The sequence below is a fragment of the Sphingomonas arabinosi genome (assembly GCF_036663715.1).
Taxonomy (GTDB): domain Bacteria; phylum Pseudomonadota; class Alphaproteobacteria; order Sphingomonadales; family Sphingomonadaceae; genus Sphingomonas.
Genome location: NZ_JAXOJN010000001.1, coordinates 67,718 through 90,283, shown reverse-complemented (window position 1 = coordinate 90,283; position 22,566 = coordinate 67,718). Strand labels below are relative to the sequence as shown.

At 65.9% G+C, this 22,566-nt stretch carries 22 protein-coding genes; 4 read left to right on the top strand and 18 right to left on the bottom strand.

Annotated features, from left to right (window positions below; genetic code table 11):
* Window positions 1-2 precede the first annotated feature (2 nt).
* The 6 genes from U1708_RS00420 to U1708_RS00395 are packed head-to-tail and all read right to left on the bottom strand — an operon-like array spanning window position 3 to window position 7,183.
* Window positions 3-1,373 carry an O-antigen ligase family protein gene (locus U1708_RS00420; RefSeq protein ID WP_332741630.1) on the bottom strand — a complete coding sequence of 457 codons (1,371 nt, stop codon included), beginning with the start codon at window positions 1,371-1,373 and terminating at the stop codon, window positions 3-5.
* A gap of 9 nt (window positions 1,374-1,382) precedes the next feature.
* Entirely contained in the window at window positions 1,383-2,507 is a 1,125-nt protein-coding gene (locus tag U1708_RS00415) for a glycosyltransferase (RefSeq protein ID WP_332741628.1), read from the bottom strand.
* On the bottom strand, window positions 2,504-3,673 hold the full coding sequence (locus tag U1708_RS00410) for a glycosyltransferase family 4 protein (RefSeq protein ID WP_332741626.1): 1,170 nt from the start codon (window positions 3,671-3,673) through the stop codon (window positions 2,504-2,506). Before U1708_RS00410 ends, U1708_RS00415 begins: the two co-directional genes overlap by 4 nt.
* Window positions 3,670-5,007: an oligosaccharide flippase family protein gene (locus tag U1708_RS00405; protein WP_332741624.1), complete on the bottom strand. Its 1,338-nt coding sequence runs from the start codon at window positions 5,005-5,007 to the stop codon at window positions 3,670-3,672. The genes U1708_RS00410 and U1708_RS00405 overlap by 4 nt, the downstream gene beginning before the upstream one ends.
* Entirely contained in the window at window positions 5,004-6,014 is a 1,011-nt protein-coding gene (locus U1708_RS00400) for a glycosyltransferase family 2 protein (RefSeq protein WP_332741622.1), read from the bottom strand. The genes U1708_RS00405 and U1708_RS00400 overlap by 4 nt, the downstream gene beginning before the upstream one ends.
* A complete protein-coding gene (locus U1708_RS00395; RefSeq protein WP_332741619.1) occupies window positions 6,011-7,183 on the bottom strand; it encodes a glycosyltransferase family 4 protein in 1,173 nt (390 codons plus the stop codon). The genes U1708_RS00400 and U1708_RS00395 overlap by 4 nt, the downstream gene beginning before the upstream one ends.
* Before the next feature lie 124 nt (window positions 7,184-7,307).
* Between U1708_RS00395 and U1708_RS00390 the strand changes: the two genes are divergently transcribed.
* A complete protein-coding gene (locus U1708_RS00390) occupies window positions 7,308-9,245 on the top strand; it encodes an acyltransferase family protein (protein WP_332741617.1) in 1,938 nt (645 codons plus the stop codon).
* Here U1708_RS00390 and U1708_RS00385 read toward each other — a convergent pair.
* Entirely contained in the window at window positions 9,229-10,692 is a 1,464-nt protein-coding gene (locus tag U1708_RS00385; RefSeq protein ID WP_332741615.1) for an O-antigen ligase family protein, read from the bottom strand. The genes U1708_RS00390 and U1708_RS00385 overlap by 17 nt on opposite strands.
* Before the next feature lie 336 nt (window positions 10,693-11,028).
* Here U1708_RS00385 and U1708_RS00380 point away from each other — a divergent pair, with 336 nt between their 5' ends.
* Window positions 11,029-11,529, top strand: a complete 501-nt coding sequence (locus U1708_RS00380) for a Ros/MucR family transcriptional regulator (RefSeq protein ID WP_332741613.1) — start codon at window positions 11,029-11,031, stop codon at window positions 11,527-11,529.
* A 158-nt stretch (window positions 11,530-11,687) separates the two neighbouring features.
* Here U1708_RS00380 and U1708_RS00375 read toward each other — a convergent pair whose 3' ends face one another.
* The 6 genes from U1708_RS00375 to argH form a co-directional block, all read right to left on the bottom strand.
* Window positions 11,688-12,032, bottom strand: coding sequence for a hypothetical protein (locus U1708_RS00375; RefSeq protein ID WP_332741611.1), 345 nt, complete (start codon window positions 12,030-12,032; stop codon window positions 11,688-11,690).
* 635 nt (window positions 12,033-12,667) lie between these two features.
* The gene (locus U1708_RS00370; RefSeq protein WP_332741608.1) at window positions 12,668-13,621 is read right to left on the bottom strand and encodes a CorA family divalent cation transporter; all 954 of its coding nucleotides are present in this window, start codon (window positions 13,619-13,621) and stop codon (window positions 12,668-12,670) included.
* Window positions 13,618-14,520, bottom strand: a complete 903-nt coding sequence (locus U1708_RS00365; RefSeq protein ID WP_332741606.1) for a precorrin-2 dehydrogenase/sirohydrochlorin ferrochelatase family protein — start codon at window positions 14,518-14,520, stop codon at window positions 13,618-13,620. Before U1708_RS00365 ends, U1708_RS00370 begins: the two co-directional genes overlap by 4 nt.
* Window positions 14,505-15,767 (bottom strand): diaminopimelate decarboxylase, encoded by a 1,263-nt coding sequence (lysA, locus tag U1708_RS00360; RefSeq protein WP_332741604.1) that lies wholly within the window; start codon window positions 15,765-15,767, stop codon window positions 14,505-14,507. Before lysA ends, U1708_RS00365 begins: the two co-directional genes overlap by 16 nt.
* Window positions 15,768-15,778: 11 nt before the next feature.
* Window positions 15,779-16,033: a hypothetical protein gene (locus U1708_RS00355; RefSeq protein ID WP_332741602.1), complete on the bottom strand. Its 255-nt coding sequence runs from the start codon at window positions 16,031-16,033 to the stop codon at window positions 15,779-15,781.
* The gene (gene argH, locus U1708_RS00350; protein ID WP_443029910.1) at window positions 16,030-17,397 is read right to left on the bottom strand and encodes an argininosuccinate lyase; all 1,368 of its coding nucleotides are present in this window, start codon (window positions 17,395-17,397) and stop codon (window positions 16,030-16,032) included. Before argH ends, U1708_RS00355 begins: the two co-directional genes overlap by 4 nt.
* Before the next feature lie 82 nt (window positions 17,398-17,479).
* Here argH and U1708_RS00345 point away from each other — a divergent pair, with 82 nt between their 5' ends.
* Window positions 17,480-18,058, top strand: coding sequence for a TlpA family protein disulfide reductase (locus U1708_RS00345; protein ID WP_332741598.1), 579 nt, complete (start codon window positions 17,480-17,482; stop codon window positions 18,056-18,058).
* Window positions 18,059-18,179: 121 nt separating this feature from the next.
* On the opposite strand, the gene U1708_RS00340 is transcribed toward U1708_RS00345, so the two are convergent.
* The 5 genes from U1708_RS00340 to U1708_RS00320 form a co-directional block, all read right to left on the bottom strand.
* Window positions 18,180-18,581 (bottom strand): hypothetical protein, encoded by a 402-nt coding sequence (locus U1708_RS00340; RefSeq protein WP_332741596.1) that lies wholly within the window; start codon window positions 18,579-18,581, stop codon window positions 18,180-18,182.
* Between the two features lie 284 nt (window positions 18,582-18,865).
* Window positions 18,866-19,363 carry a DUF427 domain-containing protein gene (locus U1708_RS00335; protein ID WP_332741594.1) on the bottom strand — a complete coding sequence of 166 codons (498 nt, stop codon included), beginning with the start codon at window positions 19,361-19,363 and terminating at the stop codon, window positions 18,866-18,868.
* A complete protein-coding gene (locus U1708_RS00330; RefSeq protein WP_332741592.1) occupies window positions 19,360-19,722 on the bottom strand; it encodes a thiol-disulfide oxidoreductase DCC family protein in 363 nt (120 codons plus the stop codon). The genes U1708_RS00335 and U1708_RS00330 overlap by 4 nt, the downstream gene beginning before the upstream one ends.
* Entirely contained in the window at window positions 19,719-20,270 is a 552-nt protein-coding gene (locus U1708_RS00325) for a TspO/MBR family protein (protein ID WP_332741590.1), read from the bottom strand. Before U1708_RS00325 ends, U1708_RS00330 begins: the two co-directional genes overlap by 4 nt.
* A 119-nt stretch (window positions 20,271-20,389) precedes the next feature.
* Window positions 20,390-21,448, bottom strand: coding sequence for a GlxA family transcriptional regulator (locus tag U1708_RS00320; protein ID WP_332741588.1), 1,059 nt, complete (start codon window positions 21,446-21,448; stop codon window positions 20,390-20,392).
* A 244-nt stretch (window positions 21,449-21,692) separates the two neighbouring features.
* On the opposite strand from U1708_RS00320, the gene U1708_RS00315 reads away from it, so the two are divergent.
* Window positions 21,693-22,520 carry an alpha/beta fold hydrolase gene (locus tag U1708_RS00315; protein ID WP_332741586.1) on the top strand — a complete coding sequence of 276 codons (828 nt, stop codon included), beginning with the start codon at window positions 21,693-21,695 and terminating at the stop codon, window positions 22,518-22,520.
* Window positions 22,521-22,566 lie beyond the last annotated feature (46 nt).

The window sequence follows — 22,566 nt, the reverse complement described above, 5'->3', positions numbered from 1 at the left end:
CATCAGGGTCGCGATAACCGGACCGGCCTCCGCAACAACCGCGTCATCCTCCCGCGCAACGCATGATGCGCGCCGGGGCTCGCATCGGACTCGCGGTAGGTGATCGCCACCGCAATCAGTAGGAACACCTCGACCAGCGACGCGGCGTTCAACAGTGAGGATTCCGCCAGGTTATGCCCCGCGCAGAAGACGATAACCGCCAGCAGGAGCGATCGCCGCGGCTTGTCAATCGACTGGCTGAGCAACAGCCGCAGCAACGGCCAGACGATCATCACTACGATTGCCAATAGCATTCCCGGCAGTCCGATCGTGACGAGCAGATCAAGAAAGCCGTTATGACCATGCGCGGCGTAGAACGCGACCCAGCCGCTCGTGAGCGTCCAGATCGGGCTGTCAGGGCCGATCTGCCAGAACGAGCTGAAACCGGCGCCCGTCCACAGGTGCTCGCTCGCATATTCCAGCAACAGCGGCCAGATCGCGCCGCGCCCCGTCAACGCACCCGGGTCGTTGACGAAATTGCTCAATGCCGTGAGGTTCACGAATAGAATTTGCGCCGCCAGCCCGACAACTATTGCCAGGCAAATTCCGAACGCGAAGCGATGGCTGGCATTATAGGGGCGGATTGCGAGGCCCATCACCAGCGCGAGAACGAGCGAAATCTCAGACGTGCTCGAATGCGTATAGTACAAGAATATAGCCGCTGCTGCGATCACTAGCGCAGAGACGATCCGGGGGAACTGCCGGTTGTCGAACATGAAGAACAGGACGGTGAACGCACATACCGCGCCCGCGACGTTCTTGTGCGGGATGATCCCGCGCCAATCTCCGACCACCGATGATTCCTCTGCGAACACCTCCGAATGGATGCCGTAGGGCGTCAGTAACACCGTCAGGTAATTGACGATCAACACTGTGACCAAGGCGTAGCGGACGAGCTTCAACGCCCGTTCGGAACCGAGGTCGTTGATTTGTCGGAACGTCACCCAGGCCACGAGCGCGGTCAACGTGATGCGACGGAAAGAGATGAACGGCACGATCGCCCAGGTTACCGAGAAGAAGCAATAGGCGAGCAGCACCGCGAGTCCGAGGGGGACGCAGAAAAGTTCGCGCTTGCTCGGCATACCGCTACCGACGAGCAACATCAGGAAGATGACGACCTGCATCACCTGATTTGCCGCGTCGCCCTGGCCGACCGCCCCGGAAAACGCCCATTCCTGGAACGCCGACGTACCGACGAGCACCAACCCAAGGAACACCGAGAAACACGCATTGGCAATGACGTAGCGCCGCCGCGTACGCATACGCGCCGCACGCTGCCGGGGCGTGATCGGCCCCGATGCGGGTCGTCGCACTACGTTGATCGCCGTCGCCATGACCCGTTCCTATCGCGCCGGCGCCGCGGGAGCCAGTACCGCCTCGTACCGATCCAGCATTCGAGCATTCGACGCCTCGCCGCCAAGCCGGGCAGCAAGGTCCGCCCAGTGCGAGCAGCGTGCGGGATCGTCTTGTAACCCCCTAAGCGCGACCGCCAGCGCAGCCGGATCATCCAGCGGAACGACGATCCCACATTGCGTTCCGTCGCGTGCGGTGATGCCCTCGACCTGCACGGGCACGTCCGACACGACCAGCGGCAGACCAAGCCGCGCGGCCTCGATCAGCGCGAGGCTGTGCCCTTCGTAGCGGCTGATCTGGACGAAGACGTCGGCGGAAGCTGCTCTGGCGAGCGCGGCTTCGCGCGGGATGAGGCCGGCGAAGGCCACGCGGTCGCCGAGGTCCAGGTCCGCAACAAGCCTGCGCAACGCCGCCTCATCCTCGCCGCCGCCGACGATCTCCAGATCCGCGCCCGGCACCTCGACCATCGCCCGGATCAGCATCGGATAATTCTTCTGGTAGGACAGCCGCCCCAACGCGACGATACGCAACCGATGGCCCCCCGCCTTTGCCCGAGGCAAGACATCAAGGACCCGTTCGACCCGTTCCGACAGCGCGTTGTGGATCGTGAGCGTCCGCGAGCGATAGGTGGCGGGCTTGTGCGCCAGCGTCGCGCCGACCGCGTCCGACACGCTGATAATTCCGGCGACGCACGGCAGGCTGCCGGTCCAGCCGTCGATCAGGTCGAGAAGGCGGTTATGCGTATCAGTCGGCGAGTGATGCGAGAGGAACACGCGGGTCGGCACGCGCGCGATCGTCACCGCGAGCGGGAGGAGCACGTTCGCGGCAGGCATCGCCGACACGACAGCGGCGGGTCGCTCGCGCTGCAGATAGCGGACCAGCGCGGCGAACGTGCGGATCGCACCGAGCACCGATCGCGGACGAGCGTCGGCGACATGATGCCAGACCGCCATGTCAACGCCCTCGCCCTCCGCGTCGGCCGGCGGATAGAGGGCGAAGCGCTTCACCGGATGGCCGCGCGCGCGCAATCCCTCGGCGATGTCGTCCCAGAGTTCGCGCAAGCCGCCGGCCGCTGAATGCGTGATCGCGAAATGGATCGCGGCGGTGCGAGTCATGCCGAGTCGTCCAGTGCCGCAACGGTATGCGCGGACAGCCAAGCGCGATCCTCGGCATCGTCGCGCACCCAGCGATCGATCATCTCGCCCCATTTGACCGGGTTCTGCATCCGGTGCCACGCCGCCGCTGATCCTTGCGACACACGTGCGTACAAGGCCCGGTCGGTCATCAGCCGCACGATCGCATCGGCTAGCGCGCGCGGCTTGCCGGCTGCGAACACAACTGCACTCTCGCCGTCTTCCAGATGCCCGTGGAACATCGGATGATCCGACGCGATCACCGGCGTGCGCGAGGCGAGCCCCTCGAACAGCGTCAGCGGCAGGCCTTCGGGGAAATTGTGGCGGCTGGGTACGATCACCGCGTCGGCGGCCTGCATCATCGCCGGGATCGCACCGTTCGGAACCAGGCCGAGGAACCGGACACGATCGGCAACGCCGAGGCGTGTCGCAAGCGCCGCAAATTTTTCGGTTGTGCCGACGCCAGCGACGTCGAGCCGGACATCGAGGCGGTCCTTGAGCAACGCAACCGCGCGGACCATGTCACAGACGCCCTTCTTCGCGCTGATCGAGCCGACATACAGGAGTCGGCTGGGGTGACCGGAGGCCTGGGTCTTGCACGGTTGCGTCTCGGGCGTGCGATGATGCGGAAAGTCCCACGCCAGAACCTTGTCCGCGCGTACCCCGATGCCGACCAGAGCGCGGGCGGCATTGGCCCCGTGATTGGCGACCAGCGTCACGCGGCGGTCGTTGAGCAGCTTCGGCAGTCGCCGGAACCTGATCCAGCGATAATAAGGGTTGGCGAACGAATCGGCCATCACGACGCCCAGACGGACGTCGTGCTCGAGCCCCCAGCGGATCAGCGGCAGCATCGGCCCGAACACGATCAGGTGAGTCGGCGCGAACCGCTCGATCAACGCCAGCACCGGTGCGGGATCCTGATCCGGGTTGGTATCCGCGCCGATCACCGTCACGCCGCTGTCGAGCGTTTCCCAATAGGAGGGCGCGAGCGAGCAGAGGAACCCGACCGCCTCGTGCTGAGCCTGCAACGCGGCAAGCTGATCGAGGACGTAGCCGTGCCCGTAATAGGTCTCCCCACCGGTGACACGACGCAGGCGATCGGCCTCGCGGTAGTCACCGGCATAATGAACGATCAGCAGCCGGGTCATCCGATCCTCCCAAGGCCCGCCAGTGGCGAGCCTAACCCGAGTTCCCAGCGGGCCGCGAGCATCCCTGCGAACACCGCACAGGCTGCCCCGATCGCGAGTGCGTCCTGCCGCCAGAAGCTCATTCGCACGCGGTGCAGGCCGACCGCGATATAGCCATATTGGAGCAGCTCGGTGACCGCCACCGCGACGACCGCGCCGGGGAAGCCTGCGAGCCGGTGACCGGTCGGCAACAATATAGCGAGCGTCGCCAGCCGCATCATGTTGGCGACACTCGCGTAGAATGGTCGCCCGGCGCTGAGCAGCAATGCCTCGTTGAGGTTGGACAATACCGCGAACACCGCGCCACCGAGCAGCACCGACAGCATCCAACTCGCCGCCTGGTAGCGCGGGTCGTAGATAAACAGGATCAGCCCGTCTGCGAACGACGCCGCTAGCGCCAGCGCCGCGCAGACGCCGAGCGTGAACACCGCGCGCGAGCCGGCGATCGCCGCCATCTGCCCCGCCCGGTCGCCTTCGGAGACGCTGGCAAGCGCGGGGAAGATGATCTGATAGCTCATCCGTCGCGCGAGCGTGGTCGGCAGCTCGGCGATCGCCCGCGCGATGCCGTAGATGCCGAGCAGCGCGAGCGGCGCGACCCGGCCAAGATACAGCCGATCGAGATTGGTCGCGGCGTACATCACCAGCGAGGTGATCGCGATCCACTTGCCGAAGTGGATGATCCGCAGGACGACGTCGCGGTCGAAGCGGAGGCGCTGGCCGGGATCGGGCAGCCGATAGCTCAGCGCCGAGCGGATCGCGACCGCGAGGGCGAGGCCGATGACCGGCGCCCAGACCGAGCGCAGCCATGCCGCCAGCGCGACCTGCACCGCGAACGCGAGTGCCTCGCACGATAGTTCGAATAGGTTGCGGCGGCGGACCTCCATCTGCTTGACCAGCACGAAGATTGCGGTCGAGTGCGCGCCGCCGATCATCGGCGACAGCGCCGCGACCAGGAAGATGCGGACGTCGATGCCATAGGCGTGCGCAAGGAACGGCGCGGCGATCAGGAAGACCAGGCTCAACAGCACGCCGCGCAGCAGTTGCAACGTCCAGGCGGTGTCGCGGAACTGCCGGTCGAGCCCGTCGCGGTGGTGGATGATGTTCTGCTCGATCCCGACATCGGTCAGCAATTCGACGCCGAGCCGGATCGCGTTGACGACCACCATCACGCCGAGGATCTCGGGCGCGAGCAGATAGGCAAGGACGATGTTGAGGCCGAACTTCAGCCCGGCGGATACGACGAAGGTGCCCGCAGTCCAGACGAACTTGCCGAGATAGCCGGACGCGGTGGTCATTGCCCCGGCGCGGACAGGTCGCGCGCGGCAACGGGCGCGTCGGCGGGGCGACGGGGGCGGACGAGGCCCTGGAGCGTGCCGATCGCGATCACGTTCCACGTCACCAGCGAGTAGATCCCTACCCGCAGGCTCCGGCGGCGCATCGTCAGGAACGCGACCGGCAGCAGCACGATCGCGAGCAGCGCGAGCCCCTGCCCCATCCCTGCCGCGACCAGCATCGCCAGCCACCAGCCATAGACCATCACGCTGTAGCGCAACTGAGCGAACCCGCGCAGGATCTGAGACCAATGCGAGCGGCCCCACGCAGCGCGGATCACTTCGCCCGGACCGCCCGCATAGCCGGTGCGCAAACGTCGCCACATCAGACGGTAACCGCCCGTGGTATGACCATGATGCTCGACTGCAGGCACGTCGATCCGCGCCAGTCGCCAGCCGTCCGCGCGCAACCGGGCGCCGAGTTCATATTCCTCGAACGCGTGGAGGTTGCGGTCGGCGAAATGCCCGACGCTATGCACCGCCGCGACGCGGTAGAGCCCGCCGCAATCAAGCCGGTCGACATCGCCCGCTACCGCGCTCCCTTTCACGCGATCGTTGCGTGCGCGCAGTTCGAACTCGATGCTGTCGGTGTTGACCTCGCGCACCCGGCCACCGACCGCGGCGTGGCGCGGATTGGCTTCGAGGAACGCGATGCCCGCTTGGAGGAAGCCGGGGTCGAGCACCATGTCGCCGTCGAGCAGGTAGAAATACCGGACGCCGGGGGTCTCGGACGCGGCCTGGAATGCGAGTTGTGCACCTGCGCCGCAGGACCGCTCGGCGGGGTCCGCCAACTGGGCGATCCGCGTGCCGGGATGCCCCTGCGCCAATTCCACCGTCGCATCGGACGATCCGCTGTCCGCGAGCACCACCGGCCCGCCGCCGACCCGATCGAGCGCGGCGCGAGCGCTGCCGATCGCGGCGTCGATATGCGCCGCCTCGTTCAGCGCCTTGATCCCGACTACGACCGTCACTCTACCCCCGTGTCCCCACGCAAGCGATAGCGTGCCAGATACGCCGACGCCATCGCCTCCGGACTGAAGCGCCGCGCAAGGCCCTTGCCGTAGCGTACCGCGGTCTCGCGGGCGGTCGCCGGATCGTCGATCACCGCCGCCAGTTGCGCACCGATCCCTGCCACGTCGTCGACGGTTGCCTTGAACGGATAGTCGGTCGGGATCGCCTCATCGAGGCCTGGAGCGTCGGTCGTCACCAGCGCGATGCCTGCCATCAATACCTCGAGCGGGAGCAGCGCGAACCCTTCGAACCGTGACGGCAGCAGGACCGCGTCATACTCTTGCAGGCGTTGGGACAGGCGCTCGATCGGCGCGGTCATCCGGACGTCCCAGCCCGCCAGGCCGTCTGCAAGCCCCTGCGCCACCAAGTCTCGCATCGCGCCGGAGCCGGCTATCGTCACCACGACGTCGCGGCACGGCGTACGGGCATGGGCCTCGCGGAGGATGGCAGGCAGCAGGTCGGCGCCCTTCTGGTGGACTAGGCGTCCCGCGAACAGCAGTCGTACCGGGCCTGCGGCCCTCTCGATCGGAGACGCCGCCGGCGGCGAGACGCCGTTATAGATGACGTCGACGAGCGCTCGGCTGCCGCGCGTGGCGATCGCCGCGTCGGCGTTGGCGGCGTTGCGCGACACCGCCACCGCGTCGCCCTCGGCGAGCCGCTGCGTCACCCACCGGCCGATGCCGCCCCAGGCGATCCACAGCTCGCTGTTGTGGACGGTGCGCAGCAACGGCGTGCGGCGAACGCGCCGCGAGATCAGGCCCGCCACCGCCAGCGTCAGTTCCGGTATCTCGGTATGGACATGGATCAGGTCGGGCCGCTGCTCGGCGACCGCCCGTGCGAGCGCCCGCGCTGCGAAGACCACACCACCGGACTTGAAGCCGCGCTCCGTGCCAAACCGGAACGGCACGTGCCAGCGCTCGAGCCGATCGGCCATGTCCTGCCCGACCTTGCTCAACGGCGACTGGCGCAGGACTGCGAACAAGGAGAAGTCGACCCGGTCACGGAGCCGATCGATCAAACCGAGCGCGACATTCTCGGCACCGCCCATGTCGAGATGCGTGATGACGTGCATCACACGCATGCGCGGTGCATCCGCCGCTTGCGAAGGCTCGTCGTTCGTACCCGTCACCAGATGATCCGCCCCCCGTATCGCTCTGCGGCGTAGCAACGCCCGGCACGCGCGTCCATCGCGGCCCTAGCAGCGTGCCGTCGCGCACTATAGACCGGCGGCGCGAGTGGGGGCGTCGGCATAGGTGAGCGAGAGCATAGCGACAGGATCGGCCGCGACCGCGGGGATGCGAACGCCCGCGCCGCAGGACGGGCGCGCGCTCCGCTATCGGCCGGATATCGACGGACTGCGGGCGCTCGCGATCCTGCCGATCCTGCTGCTGCATTGCGGCGTGACGCGACTGCGTGGCGGATTCGTCGGGGTCGACATCTTCTTCGTGATCTCCGGGTATCTGATCACCGCGATCATGGTGCGCGACATCGCTAAAGCGCGCTTCTCGATCGCCCGCTTCTATCGCCACCGGATCGTCCGCATCCTGCCTGCGCTGCTCGTGATGATGACCGTCACGCTCGCGATCGGCTGCGTACTCCTGTTGCCCAACCAGTTGCGCGACCTCGGGCGGAGCGCGGCGGCGACCAGCGTGTTCGGGTCGAACGTCTATTTCTACCTGACGTCGGACTATTTCGCGGCCGCATCGGATGCAAAGCCGCTCGTCCATACCTGGTCGCTGGCGGTGGAGGAGCAATTCTATCTGCTCTATCCGTTGCTGCTCTGGTCGCTCCGGGGGCTCTCCCGCCATCGTCTCGCGCAGGTCATCGCCGGCCTTGCCATCGCCTCGTTCGCGATCGGTGGGTGGCTAGCGACGACCTATCCTTCCGCCGCCTTCTTCCTGCTACCCGCGCGGATCTGGGAATTGTCGCTCGGCGCGCTGGTCGCGCTCGGCGCCGTACCGGTCGCGAACCGCTCGATCCGAGCGACTCTCTGCATTCTCGCCATCGCTGTGATCGCCGCGAGTTGCGTCGCCGTCAGCAGCGGCTGGCCGTTTCCCGTACCGTTCGCTTTGCCCCCCGCCGTCGCTGCCGCGGTGCTGCTGGCGTATGGCGAAGAGGGTCCGACGGCAAAGCTGCTCGGGGCATGGCCGCTGCGAACGGTCGGATTGATCTCCTATTCGGCGTATCTCTGGCATCGCCCGATAATCGCCTTCTACCAGATCCGGCACGGCTCGACGCTCGCGCCGGCCGAGACTTTCGGACTGCTCTGCGCCTCGCTTGGCGCGGCTTGGCTGAGCTTTACGCTGATTGAGCGTCCGGCGAGCAGGCGTTGGCGCAGTGGATCGGGTCTTGCCCCGCATGCAGTCGCGGTCGTGCTGCTCGCTGCGATGGCGGTCGCCGGGCTGACGATCGCCGCCAGCGCCGATGACATCCGCCCGCTCTTGCCGCGGCAGACGCTCGCTGCCAGCTATCTCGGCTGGGACACGACGGACGCGGGCAAGCGACAGTTCAGCACGGATCGCTGCTTCGCCCTGCCGACCGGCCGCCCCTTCTCACAGGACTGCCTGCGTCTGTCGGCGACCAAGCCCAACATCGCGCTGTTCGGCGACAGCCACGGCGCGCAGTTTTCGCAAGCACTGCATACGCTCCTGCCGGGTGCGAACATCGTCCAGGCGACTGCGGCGGGATGTCGGCCGCTGCTGCACGGGAAGGGCCTGCCAACCTGTCGAACGACCATGGATGCCGCGTTCGGCACGCTGGATTTCGCGAAGGTCGATACGGTCGTGCTCTCTGCACGATGGCTCAATTTCGAACAGCCGGCGTTGCTCGACACGATCCGCTGGCTGCGAGCACGGGGCACACGCGTCCTAGTGATCGGGCCCTCGGTGGAATACGACGCGGATCTGCCTGCGTTAATCGTGCGATCGGACGCGAACGGCGACCCGACGCTCGCGGACGGGTTTCGACTGATGGACCGTATCGCACTCGATCGCGCGATGGTGGGGCCGGTGCGCGCGGCGGGCGCACATTACGCCTCCGCCATCGACACCGAATGCACCGGGGCGGCCTGCCGCCTGACCACCGCAGACGGCACGCCGCTACATTTCGACCATTCGCACTTCACGCCGGTCGGCGCACAGGCTGCGCTGGCGGTGATCTTGACGGATCACCCGGTCATTCGCCGGCGGTAAGCACTGGGCGATGCTTGCGCTTTCGCCGGCGAAGTTCGCGCATCACGTCGTCGCCCGCCTGCTTTACCGGGGCCGTGCGCTTATCATCCATCGTGCAATAATGCGCGAGCGCGACCGCGAAGAAGAAGATCGTGCTGACGATGCCGTCACGCTCGAACAGGCCGCTCTCGGTGATGTTGTGGCCGATACAGAACATCAACATCGCCGAGATCAGCGCCCCCCGCCCCTTTGCGACGTCCTCGCTCGCGAGCAGTTTCGCCAGCGGCCAGACCGCCACCGCGAAGACCATCAGCAGCACGCCTGGGATACCGACCGTCACGAGCTGGTCGATATACCCCGAATGACCGACAGTGATCTTGGTGACATAGCCTTGGCCATATTCGAAGATCGGGCTGCTGGCCTCTATGTTCCAGAACGATCCGAAGCCTGCGCCCAGCAGAGGATGATCGCTCGCATAGTTCAGCAGAGCCCCCCAGATCTGGCCGCGGCCGGTGAAGGCCTTCGGCTGGAGGAAGTTGGACTGGACCATGTCGGCATAGGCGCTGGTCAGGAACCAGAAAACCGATCCGACGATCATCAGGATCGGGATGATGTAGCGGCGCAGGCGGATGCTGACCGTCTCGAAGACGATACCACCGATCGATGCCAGCACCACCATGCCGCCCGAGGTCTTCGACTGTGACTTGAACAGAAAATACCCGGCCACGAGGATCGCGAAGATGCGGATCGTCGGTCGTATCCGCTTGGCATCGAACAGGAACATGATGATGCACAACGCACACACCGCGCCCGCAAAATTCTTGTGCCCGAGGAAGCCGCGCCAGTTGCCGAGCAGGGCGGTCGCCATGTCTTCGCCGCTCGTATGCACGCCAACCACGGGGTCCAACACGACGACCAGATAGGAAATCAGGATCGTGGCGAGCAGCGCGTAGCGGAGCAGGTCGACGTTCAGTTGATACCCGCCGTGCCGGACCAGGCTAAATACCATCCACGCGACCAGGGTCGTCAGGAACACACGCCGGAATGCAGTACCCGGATCGAGCGCCCATGATATGCTGATCCAGCACCATGCGAGCGCCAGCAGCATCGGCCAGGTGAACGCGACCAACGACTTCGGACTCGCCGAGGGGCGGATCGCGAAGATCGTACCGGCCAGGATCGCAAGATAGCCGATCTGTCGTACGGCGTTCCCGTCGCCGCCATTGCCGCCCTCGACGTTGGTCATGATCGGACCGAGCATCACCAGGGAAATCAGTGCGACGATCGCGATCCGCAGCGGCATCAGGCGATCGCCGACGCTTCTCGGCACCGGCGCGTCGTCGTCCGCATTGCCCTTGCCGAGCTTGGCGAGCCAGTCGCTGCCCGAATAGGACCCCGGTTTGGCGAGCGCCTTCGCGGTCCCGCTCGTGCCGGCGGATCGGTTCGCGCCATCGGGACCTGAAAGCATGCGGAAACTCTCTCGATAGGATGCATCGCAGCTACGACGCGTGCCGAACAGGTTGCGCGATAACTATCGATGCGACCGACGATACGCACGCGGCGGTCACCCGAGTTCTATCCGCCGCGACGACAGGCGTCCAGCCATCCGCTACCCGCGATATCCTCGCAGTGCTTGCTTTGTTCATCCTCGAAAACTTTAATTTAAAGCAATCGAAGCGGTCCGATCTTTACGCGCTCCCGCTCCCAAGGTCGATTTTTACAATTTAATGGGCTGAAACCGTCTTTGGATGGTTGAACCCGATGTCGCACACCGTTACGGGGTCCGCAGACAATGGAGTATACTATGGCCGAAGATACCACCGACCTGAATGCCGTCGAGCTGGCAACAGAACTCACGATCGCATGGCTCGGGAATCCGAATACGCGGAGTTCGGCTGATGACGTTCCCGCGTTTCTCGGCAAGATGCATGAGACCGTCGCAACGTTGCTCGGCACCACGACCGAAGCGACTCCGGTTGAAGCTCAGGCCGAATACACGCCTGCCGTAACGGCACGCAAATCGCTCGCGTCGAAGGATCACATTATCTCGATGATCGACGGCAAGTCGTACAAGACCTTGCGCCGTCATCTTGCGACACACGGCATGACGCCGGCTGAATACCGCGAACGTTACGGCCTGAAGCCCGATTACCCGATGGTCGCCGAGAACTACTCGGAAAGCCGTCGCGCTATGGCGAAGAAGATCGGCCTTGGCCGCAAACCAGGCTCGCGCAAGACCGACTCGGCTCCTGCCCAGCCCGCCGCACGTAAGCGCAAGACGGACACTGCCGCCGCCGCCGAATAAGCGACGCAGCCAGTGCCACCAAGGGACCGGCCCCGCGAGGCGCCGGTTCTTTTTTGTTGCCAAAAGCGTAGGAGCGCGACGCCGTTACTTGGCGAACAGTCCGTGGCGATAGAACAAGGTGATCGCAACGCGGCGATCGCGCGGATCGGCGGGATATTTCACGAGCGATACGCGATCGGCGACGCCGGTTGATGCGCTCGAACCACTCCCCTGGCGTGCCACCCGACAACAGCCGTCGTCGCCTCAGCGCGACCGGACGAGAGCATCCAATTGTTCACCGCATGCGGTTCGCCATACGGCACGTTAGCTGTATGCCCGCGGATCATGATCGGGTTCTGCATCCCCTGCACCGAGCCGGCGATCATGCCTGTGGTGCCGAGTGCGAACAGCGAGCAATCCCCGTCGTCGACCAGATCGATGCGCGTGCCGTCCTGCGTCGGCACGAAGCGGACGTTGTTCTGCAGGCCTGACAGCCTTGCGTCTCCGGAGGTCCGACCCAGCACGCGCCTACGCAACGCGGCGAAGTTTTTCTGGTCTTCCTTGTCAGCGCGTCACGGCTCTTCAGCGAGCCTCCCGGCCTTGTCCATGCAGACGGTCCGCCGAGCGCCGCGTCCGGAACCGCCAGTTGCGTCACACTTGTCTGTCCGGGCTTCGGCCAGATGCGATTCTCATCGAGGATTGATTCGCCGCCGAACAGCCCGCCGCCGGCGATTCCGAACGCTGCGTGGAACAAGGATTCGTGACCTACGACTCAACCTTCAAGCACGATCCTTCGCAACCTATCGCCGGATCGACGCGGTCGGCCATACCGCCACCGCCGACGGTCCCGCGCTCGTCCAACTGCTCTACAAGGAACTGGTCGCGGCCTTGCGCGCCGCCGCCTGTGGCTCCGAAAAGCGCAACCGCGCGATTGAGAGCGAGCGGACCACGCGCGCCACCGCGATCCTGTTCGCGCTCGAAGCCGGGCTCGATTCGATAAAGGGGCTAGGTCTCGGAAGCGGTCGCCCGGCTGTACTACCGCGCACGGAACACCGTGATCAATGCCTCGCCCGGCCATGATCCACAGCCGTTTCGCGACGCTGCCGACATAGTCGACGAGACTGCCCCGACCTGGCGGACCACCAGCGCCGCGTAGCCGCTACCGTCGGAACCAGTGGCGGGCGGTAAAATACCCGATCACGCCCACCGCGATCACGACGCAGGCCGCCGCGATCGCATCGAACGCCCAGGGTTCCTCGGCATAGGGCAGGGGTTTTACGTTCATTCCGTATAGGCTGGTGATGAAGTTCAATGGCAAGAACACCATCGCCGCGATCGAGATGATCAGCGAGCGATTGTCGATCTGTTCGGCGCGCAGGTCGGTCAGCGTCTCGTGGATCAGCGCCGAGCGTTCGCGGATCGATTCGAGTTCCTCCGCCATCCGCGCCGCGCGATCCGCCGCCGCCGCGAGATGCAGTCGGTCGTCGTCGGCCAGCCAGTCGCCCGGCAGCGCCGCCAGTTTCTCTAGCGCGCCGCGTTGCGGACTGAGGAAGCGCTTGTAGCCGATCGCCGCCACCCGCACCCTGCTGACCGCGCGGCGCAGTTCGAACACGCGGTTGGCGTCGAGCTGTTCCTCGCAATCGTCGAGCTGGTCGCCGAGCGTCGCCACGTCGGGATCGAGATCGGTGGTGATCACGGTCGCGAACGCGGCGATCAGGTCGCCCGGATCGCGCACCTCGTGGCGCTCGACCATCTTCTCGACCTCGGCGACCGCGATCAACGGCTTCCGCGTGACGGAATACACGCGGCCCTTCACCGCCCAGATCCGCACCGAGGCGAGCATGTCGGAGGTGTCGAGTTCTTCCTTCGACCGCCCGCGAAGGTTGACGAACGCGCCGTCGCCGACCGCCTCGCAGCGCGGCCGAGTCTCGGTCGCGGTCAGCGCGTCGACGACATAGTCGAGCAGTTCGGCCTCGTCGCGGAGCCACGCCTGCGCATGCTCGGCGGTAGTCGACAGATGCACCCAGACGAGGTCGGCGGTGCAGGTGAGCGCTTCCTTGACGTCGATGCGAGTCGCTTTCCCATCGACGATCCGGAACGCGAAGCCGCTCACAGCGCCATCTCGACATCGACGGACAGGCCGGTGCCGGGGTCGGCTGGCATTGCCTCGCAAAGCCGCGCGGCATCGGCGCGCGCGCGGTCGAGGATCGCCGCGGGTACGTCGGGGCGGTGATACACCCGGTCGGCACTGGCGAGCGCGCGGGCCTGACGCAGCGTGAGGTCGTCGGGATCGGTGGAGGTCAGGCGGATCGCGACTTGCTCCGCTCCCTGGAAGGAGGGGGGTGGGGGTGAGTCAGTTGGTTGGGAGTCGGTATGGACATCAGCGGCCGACCCACCCCCTGCCCCTCCCTTCCAGGGAGGGGAGTCTGGGGTGGACAGCCATGCGTCGACATCATGCGTTGGCGAGAGTGGGTCGAGCATGCCGCCTGCCGCCATCGCCGTCGCCAGCGCTCGGCGGCGGTCCGCCATGTCGGGCCAGCGTTTCCGCAGCGCACCGCGCGCGGCCTGCAACGCCAGCGCGAGTTTGCCGAGATCGGCCGGGACCAATGCTTCGAGCCGTTGCCGCAGGGCCGCAGCGAGCCCCGCCGACACGCCACTCGTACCGATCGCGATCAGCACCGGCGCCCGGTCGACGATCGCGGGCAGCGTGAAGTCGCAAAGCGCCGAGCGATCGACCGCGTTGACCAGGATCCCCCGCGCCTTCAGCCGCGCGACCGCCGCCAGTGCCTCGTCCTCGTCATCGATCGCAACGATAGCCAAAGCCGCCGCCGTATCCTCGCCAACCACGTCCGCGCCCGCACGATCGAGCAGCCGCCGCTTCGCATCCGCCGCCTCGCCCTCGCCCAGCAGAATCACCGGGCGCCCCGCCAGCCTGACGAACAGCGGCAGGCTTTGTAGCGGGGGGGGTAACGGGGAGGGTAGCGGAGCGGGCAGTGTCACCGCTTCAGCCATTCCGGCACGCGCTCGGCGGCCAGGATCGTCTCCGGGTGGATGCGATCGGCGACCACCGCGAACCGGTCGCCGTCGACCAGCACCTCGGGCACCAGTGCGCGGCTGTTGTAGGTCGACGCCATCGTCGCGCCATATGCGCCCGCGGTGCGGAACACGCCGAGATCGCCCGACTCCACCACGTCGATATCGCGCCCCATCGCGAAGGTGTCGCCGGTCTCGCACACCGGTCCGGCGATGTTCGCGGTCATCCGCTCGCCGCTCGGCTCGACCGCGACGAAATCGTGATACGCATCGTACATCGCGACGCGCGCGAGGTCGTTCATCGCCGCGTCGACGATCACGTACGGATTGACGACGCCGGGCTTCACCCAGATCACCTCGGTCAGCAGCACGCCGGCATTGCCCGCGATCACGCGACCGGGCTCGAACATCAGTTCGACATCCCAATTGGCCGTCGCGCGCGCGACCATCGCGCCATACTCGGCCGGACTCGGCAGCACGTCGCCGGGCTTGTACGGCACACCGAGACCGCCGCCGAGATCGACGTGGGTGATCGTGTGACCCGCAGCACGCAGTTCGGCGACCAGTTCGCCGATCCGGGCGTAGGCGGATTCGAGCGGTGCGAGGTCGGCGAGCTGGCTGCCAATGTGGATCGCGACGCCGCGCAGATCGAGGCCGTCATGCTGCGACAGGCGGTCGAACATCGCGACGGCCTGGTCGATCGGCACGCCGAACTTGTTCTCCTTGCGACCCGTCGAGATCTTCGCGTGAGTCCCCGCATCGACGTCGGGGTTCACCCGCAGCACCGCCGGCGCGCGTTGGCCGCGAGCATGCGCGAGCGCGGCGAGGACTTCGCCCTCCTCCTCCAGCTCGAGATTGAACTGGCCGATCCCCGCGTCGAGTGCCTGCGCCAGTTCGCGACGCGTCTTGCCGACGCCGGAGAACACGATGTCCGAAGCGGGAATACCGGCCGCAAGCGCGCGCTGCATCTCGCCGGCGGACACGACGTCGGCGCCGTAGCCCTCGTCGGCGAGCACGCGAAGCACCGCAACGTTCGGATTTGCCTTGATCGCATAGGCCAGATGGACGCGCCCGGCGCCCTTCAGCGCGTCGCGAAACACCTGCGCATGACGGCGGAAGGTGGCGGTCGAGTAGACGTAGACAGGCGTCCCTACAGCCTCGGCGATCGCCGGCAAGGCGACGTCCTCGACGTGCATGACACCGTCACGATAGGCGAAATGATCCATGGTTCAGGTCTTCAATTCGGCGGCGGCAGGTCGAACTCGTCGCTGCGGCGCGGCTGGGACGTGGTGAGCAGCTCGTCGCTGCGCTGCGGGCGTTGCTGCGTGGTCGGGGTCAGCAACTGCGCGGGAGTGGGCGGCGTTTTCGCACCATAGGGCGCGACCGGGAGCGTCTTGCCCTCCGCCGGGACGAGCCCGTCCGCCGCGCCGCAACCCGACAGGGCCCCCGACAGAGCCAGTGCCAATCCCACGATGCCAAAAAGCCGTTTCATGCCGTATCCCCCCGCGCTGCGCGGATCGCAGCACGCACATTGTCGGGCGCGGTGCCGCCGAAGCTGGTCCGGCTGGCGACCGACGCATCGACCGAGAGCACGCCGTACACGCGTTCGTCGATCCGCGCATCGATTGCCTTCAGGTCCTCGATCGGCAGTGCATCGAGCGCGACCTTGCGCTCCTCGGCGAGTTTGACGGCACGTCCGGTCACATGATGCGCCTCGCGGAACGGTAGCCCCGCCTCGCGCACCAGCCAGTCGGCGAGATCGGTCGCGGTCGCAAAGCCGCTCTCGGCGAGACCACGCATCCGATCGGTGCGGAACGTCGCGCTCTCGACCATCCCGGTCATCGCCGCGATCGACAGCGCGAGCAGGTCGTGCGCCTCGAACACCGGCGGCTTGTCGTCCTGCATGTCCTTCGAATAGGCGAGCGGCAGGCCCTTCATCGTCACCATCAGCGCGGTCATGCAGCCGAGAATGCGCCCCGCATGCCCGCGCACCAGCTCGGCCGCATCGGGATTGCGCTTCTGCGGCATGATCGAGCTGCCGGTCGACCATTGATCGCTGAGCGCGACGAACCCGAACGGTTGCGACGCCCACAGCACGAACTCTTCGGCGAGCCGCGACAGGTGGAGCGAGGTCTGCGTCGCCGCGGTGAGATACTCGATCGCGAAATCGCGGTCGCTGACGCCGTCGAGCGAATTGGTCATCGGCCCGTCGAAGCCGAGCGCGGCGGCGGTCATCCCGCGGTCGATCGGGAAGCCCGTTCCCGCCAGCGCGGCCGAGCCGAGCGGCGACCGGTTCATTCTTGAGCGGGCATCGGCAAACCGCCCGACGTCGCGCGAGATCATCGCGTGATACGCCATCAGGTGATGGCCTAGCGTCACCGGCTGCGCGGACTGCAAGTGCGTGAAGCCGGGCATGACGCTATCCGCATGCTCTTCCGCGCGGGTCAACAACGCAGCCTGGAACCCGGCTAGCGCGGCCAGCGCCTGGTCGATCGCATCGCGCACCCAGAGCCTGAAATCGGTCGCGACCTGATCGTTGCGCGAGCGCGCGGTATGCAGGCGGCCGGCGACCGGTCCGATCGCATCGGCCAGCCGCGCCTCGGTCTGCATATGAATGTCCTCGAGGACCAGATCCTCCTCGACGCCATGCTCGGCATAATGCGCCGCGACCGTGTCGAGGCCTGCCGAGATCGTCGCCGCATCCTCCGCCGAGACGATGCCCTGTTTGCCGAGCATCGCGACATGCGCCTTCGAGCCGGCAATATCCTGCTGCCAGAGCCGCTTGTCGAAGGGAATGGAGGCGTTTATCTCGCGCATGACCGCTGCCGGCCCCTCGGCGAACCGCCCACCCCACATCGAATTGGAACCGTCCATGGTCTTGCGTCCTGTGTTCACTTCGCGCCCAATCGCCCGTCTTCCGACTATCGGTCTTGTGGGAATGGGCCTGCTGATTGCCGGCTGCGATAGGAAATCGCCTGCGCCGGAGCAAGCGAACGTCGTCGCCGCGAACACCGTGTCCGCCGATGAGGTCGCGTCCGGGCCAGCGCCCGACGAAGCCACCGGCCCTGCCGCAAGCGCCGAAAAGCTCGACCGCAGCCACAAGGGCGAGACCGGCCCGACGGTCGCCTTCACCGCGCCCGACGGCAAGTCGGTCACGCTGGCCTCGTTCAAGGGCAAGCCGTTGCTGCTCAACCTGTGGGCGACCTGGTGTGCGCCGTGCGTGGCCGAAATGCCGACGCTCGACGCCGCCGCCAAGTCGCTGGCCGGCAAGGTCCAGGTGATCGCGGTCAGCCAGGACATGCAGGGCGCGGAGAAGGTGACGCCGTTCTTCGCCGAGAAAAAGTTCACGACGTTGCAGCCGTACCTCGATCCGAAGCTAGGCCTCAGCCTCGCCTATCAGGCGAACCTGCCGACCACGATCCTCTACGATTCGGCGGGCAAGGAAGTCTGGCGGATGACCGGCGGCTTCGAATGGAACACGCCGGCCGCAGAGAAGCTGGTCGCCGAGGCGTCGTAACGCGTTGGTTCTGGGCTTGTTGGCTTCTCAATTTGCGACCGTCTTGCGTTGATCTGATGTCTGGAATGGGAGGAAAGCGGACGGGCGGCTTTGAAGCACGGTAAGCTTAATGTGGACCGTCCTAGCGATGGGAAAGGCGCACCGTCTCTTGCTCAATGCCAGCGTCGTTGCACTGGTAGAGATCAATCACATCCGGCTCGTTAAATTTCTTTTTGAAAATACCGATGGCGAGGACGAAGCGGTGGTTCAGTTGCGCCCGCCGATTAAGCAGATTGTCGCCTCCGGATAGGGTAATGACCTGTAACCCGGTGCCGTTTCGCCCTTTCACGGCATGAAGAGATTCGTACAGGCAGCGTGAATTAGTTCCAATATCAACGTATCCGCCAACTGTGACCTTCCGACCGTCAAGCTCATCGGCATGAGCGAGCGCGTAAGACGGCGTGACATAGCCTTTCGGCGTGCTGGCAGCCGCAGTGCTCAGCAATGCGATTGCAAGAACGGTGGCTGTTTTCAACGGGGTCATGGGCGGACGATACGCCAGTCTCTGGCGTCCGCAATTGGGAACACCAAACCGGTGTTCGAATGGCCGAGATTGGGCGTTTTCAGACATTCGCGTATCGGTTCACACCTTGCGCACCAAGAGCAGGTTGTGCCGACCCGCCTTGGTGACGAGCCAAAGGTTGATGGCGGGCCGGCACGCCCTTCCTTAACGCGCCGGGTGTTTTCAAAGGTGTAAACAACATCGGAATGCGATGAACCGATGGCCTGTTCCGATGTGTGCGGGCAAACGGGACGTCGAGCAGCGACCTACCAGTAGCGGCTGCCCGGGACGCCCTTGAACGGTCCGGCGAGATCGGCGGTGATCCAGCCGCCGTAGAACTCCCCCGGCTGCGGGATGACGGGTTCGCCATCGACGAAGCAGCCGTCGAACGGGCCTGCATAGAATGCCAGGTGATCGCGCAAGGCCGCAAACGCCGGCGTCGGCGAAGGGTAGCTCCAGGCGACATCGCGCAGGACATCGCCGGCGATCTCGACGTCGTAATAGACCGCGTTGCCCTTCCATTCGCAGAAGGATTGCCGCGTGGAACGGCGGAGCGCCGACATCAGGATGTCGGAGGGCGGGATGTAATAGCTGGGCGGATGGCTCGTCTCGATCGTGCGGACGCTGCGCCGCGTGTCGGCGAGCGTAACCCCGCGGTGCTCGATCAGGACATGACGATCGCTGGGCTGCGCGATCGCTGGGCGCGGATAATCCCAGACGCTTTCCTGGCCCGGTCGCACGGTATCGGGAACGACCGGCCTCATGCGGTGCGGTCGATCTTCCGGGCGGCGGACTGCAAGCGAGGCCGGACGTGGAGAAATGCGCGATACACGCGCTCCAGGCCAGCGAGGACGACCGGGTTGCGTGCCGCCAACCCGAGGGGGCGCAGTAGCGGAATGGCGCGCCACATCGCTGCGAAGGCCGCGGCGCCGGACAGCATCCGGTCCCCTTCGCGCGCGTGGAACCGTGCCAGCATCGCGCTCCGGTCGATCGGGCAACTCGTCTCGCCGTTGCTGGCATCGACGAAATCGATCGCACCCCGGCGGTCGAGGCGACGCATCAACGCGATCTCACGTCGGCAGAGCGGGCATCCGCCGTCGTGCCAGACCGTCAGCCGGGTCATGCCTTGCCCGGATCGTTTGACCGGTTCCGCTCCCAGATGCGCTCGGCGAGCAAGGTCGCGAATCCCAGCCATGCGACGAACGGGACCGCGGTCGCCGCGGCCGTGCGGTCGACCTTCGCGGCCGCCGCCACATAGCCGGCACCGCTGGCGATCATCGCACCCGACGCGACCGCGCTCGGTCCCAGCGCCTTGCGTCGGAAGAACAGCTCGGTCCAACCGCCGACCATGCCGGTGTTGAGCAGCCAAAGGCCGACCGCGAGGTTGCGCGGTGCATCGGCGGGGCGCCGCAACAACCGGTAGCCGCCGATCGCGAGCCCAGTCTCAAGAACCGGCCAGACCGCGCCGAAGGCGGCGTCGGGCGGCGTGTAGGCTGGCTTGTCGAGCCGTTTGTACCAGCGGCGAATACTGGGATGCGAGGGATCGGGTGCGTTGCGACGTCCGAGCACCGCGCTGGCGCCGAGCACGACTGCGACGACCGCCAATGCAGCCGGACGGGACAGGCCTTTGCCGGGTTCCTTGGGAGTTTCGCTGTGCTCGATCGGCATCATGGTTGGCGTCCTCGTCTCGGACGTACTGTCCGCTCCGACCACAGCGAAGCAGAAGTCGCGACGTTCCGTCCCGGCGCACACGATAATCTGCGTGCCGTCGATGTGCCTACGCTTCTGGTTCAGGCCTGGAGGGCGCGTTCGGTGCCATGCGCCGTGTGCCCGAACCGTTTTCGGTAGTCGCTGGGGCTCAGGCCGGTGAACTTGGCGAACGTCGATCGGAAGGATGCCGGGTCGCCATAGCCCGATTCCCACGCGACCTGTCCGATCGGGGTAGCGGTCGTCTCGAGCAGTTCGCGGGCTTTCTCGATCCGCAGGCGCTGATGATATTGGTTGGGCCGCAAGCCGGTGGCGCCCTGGAAACGGCGGCTGAACGTCCGCGTTTCCAGACCGGACCAAAGCGCCATGTCGGCAACGGTGGAGCCCGCCGCGCCGTGGGCGTGCAGGCGCTGTTGGGATTTCATGATCGCCGCGTCGCCGTGGTTCATCTCGGGCGCGAACGTCTTGTAGAAGCGCTGCTCCCGCCCCGGCGGATCGATCATCATGAAGCGTGCCGTTTGCATCATCGCGACGGCACCCAGCAATCGCCTGACCACGACGAGGCCGAGATCGGTCCACGCCATCACTCCACCCAACGTAATCAGGTCGTCCTCCTCGGTCAGCAGCGCATCGAAATCGACGTGGACGGCCGGGAACATCGTCGCGAGATCGGGCGCGCACAACAGGTGCGTCGTAGCCCGGCGGCCATCCAGCAACCCGGTCTGCGCGAGCAGGAACGTGCCGCCGCAGATCGATCCGAGCACGGCACCCTCGGCATGACGCGCGGTGAGCCAGTTCGACCATTTCCGGGTGGTCTCGATACCCAAGGCCGCCGTCTCGCACGGCGGGATGATGATCACGCTCGGACCGTTCGAACCGTCCGAACCGTCCGCGATCGCTGCATCGGGGACCGTGTCGAAGGTGTGCATGATCCCCCCGGCACCGGTATCGGCGAAATGGCTGAGCCGGATGACCGGCGCGTCCACGCCGACCCGTACCCTGCTCAGATCGTCGGTGATGCGGAACAGGTCGGTCAGGCCGTGGACGATACCGAGCATGACCTTGTCGCGCAGGACGATGGCGACTTCCGCGGGACGGGCGACGGGGACGGACTGGGTCGCGATGTCAATTATCCCTCGCATTTTGTCAGATCGGCCGATCACGCCTGGCATAGATGCAAGTTAATACGCTCATACGGCAGCAAAGCCGCCACTATTCGTGGAGCGACCCATGCCATCATCCAAGCATCCAGAAATACAGCCGCTTATCAACGGCTCGCGACGCGATATTCTTTTGGGAACGGCGGTCGTATCGGCCTTCGCGCTTGGCGGCCAAAGCCTCGCCGGACCCTTGAAAGACGTTAGAAAACCTTTGGGAGACAAGACCATGAGCACGATAACCGTCAAGGATGGCACCGAAATCTTCTACAAGGAGTGGGGCGCGGGTCAGCCGATCGTGTTCCATCACGGCTGGCCGCTGAGCGGCGACGACTGGGATACGCAGATGATGTATTTCGCCGAGCGCGGCTACCGCGTCGTGGCGCACGACCGTCGTGGGCATGGCCGTTCGAGCCCTGCGTCGAAGGGCAACGACATGGACACCTATGCCGCCGACGTCGCGGCCGTCACAGCGCATCTCGGGCTTCGCAACGCGGTCCATATCGGTCACTCGACCGGTGGTGGCGAAGCGATCCGCTACGTCGCCAAATACGGCAGCAACGGCCGCGTCGCCAAGGCGGTGCTGATCGGCGCGATCCCCCCGCGGCTGACGCGGTCGCCGACCAATCCCAACGGCGTGCCACCGGAGGCGATCGACGGCATCCGCGCCGGTACCGCCGCCAACCGCGCGGACTTCTACAACGGTTTTGCGACCGGACCGTTCTACGGCTTCAACCGGGCCGGCGCGAAGGTGCTGCCCGCGGTCTCCGCCAACTGGATGCGGCAGGCGATGGTCGGCGACATCAAGGCGCAATATGACTGCATCACCGCGTTCGCCGACACCGATTTCACCGCCGACCTGCAATCGATCGACCAGCCCGTGCTGATCCTGCACGGCGAGGACGACCAGGTCTGCCCGATCGACACGACGGGCAGGCTCGCGGTCAAGCTGCTCAAGAACGGCTCGATCAAGACCTATCCCGGCTATCCGCACGGCATGGCGACGATCCACGGCGACGTGCTGAACCCGGATATCCTGGCGTTCATCCGGAGCTGATCTGAACGTTTGCCGCTTATCCAGGCAGCGGGCGGGGCCGTAGTCC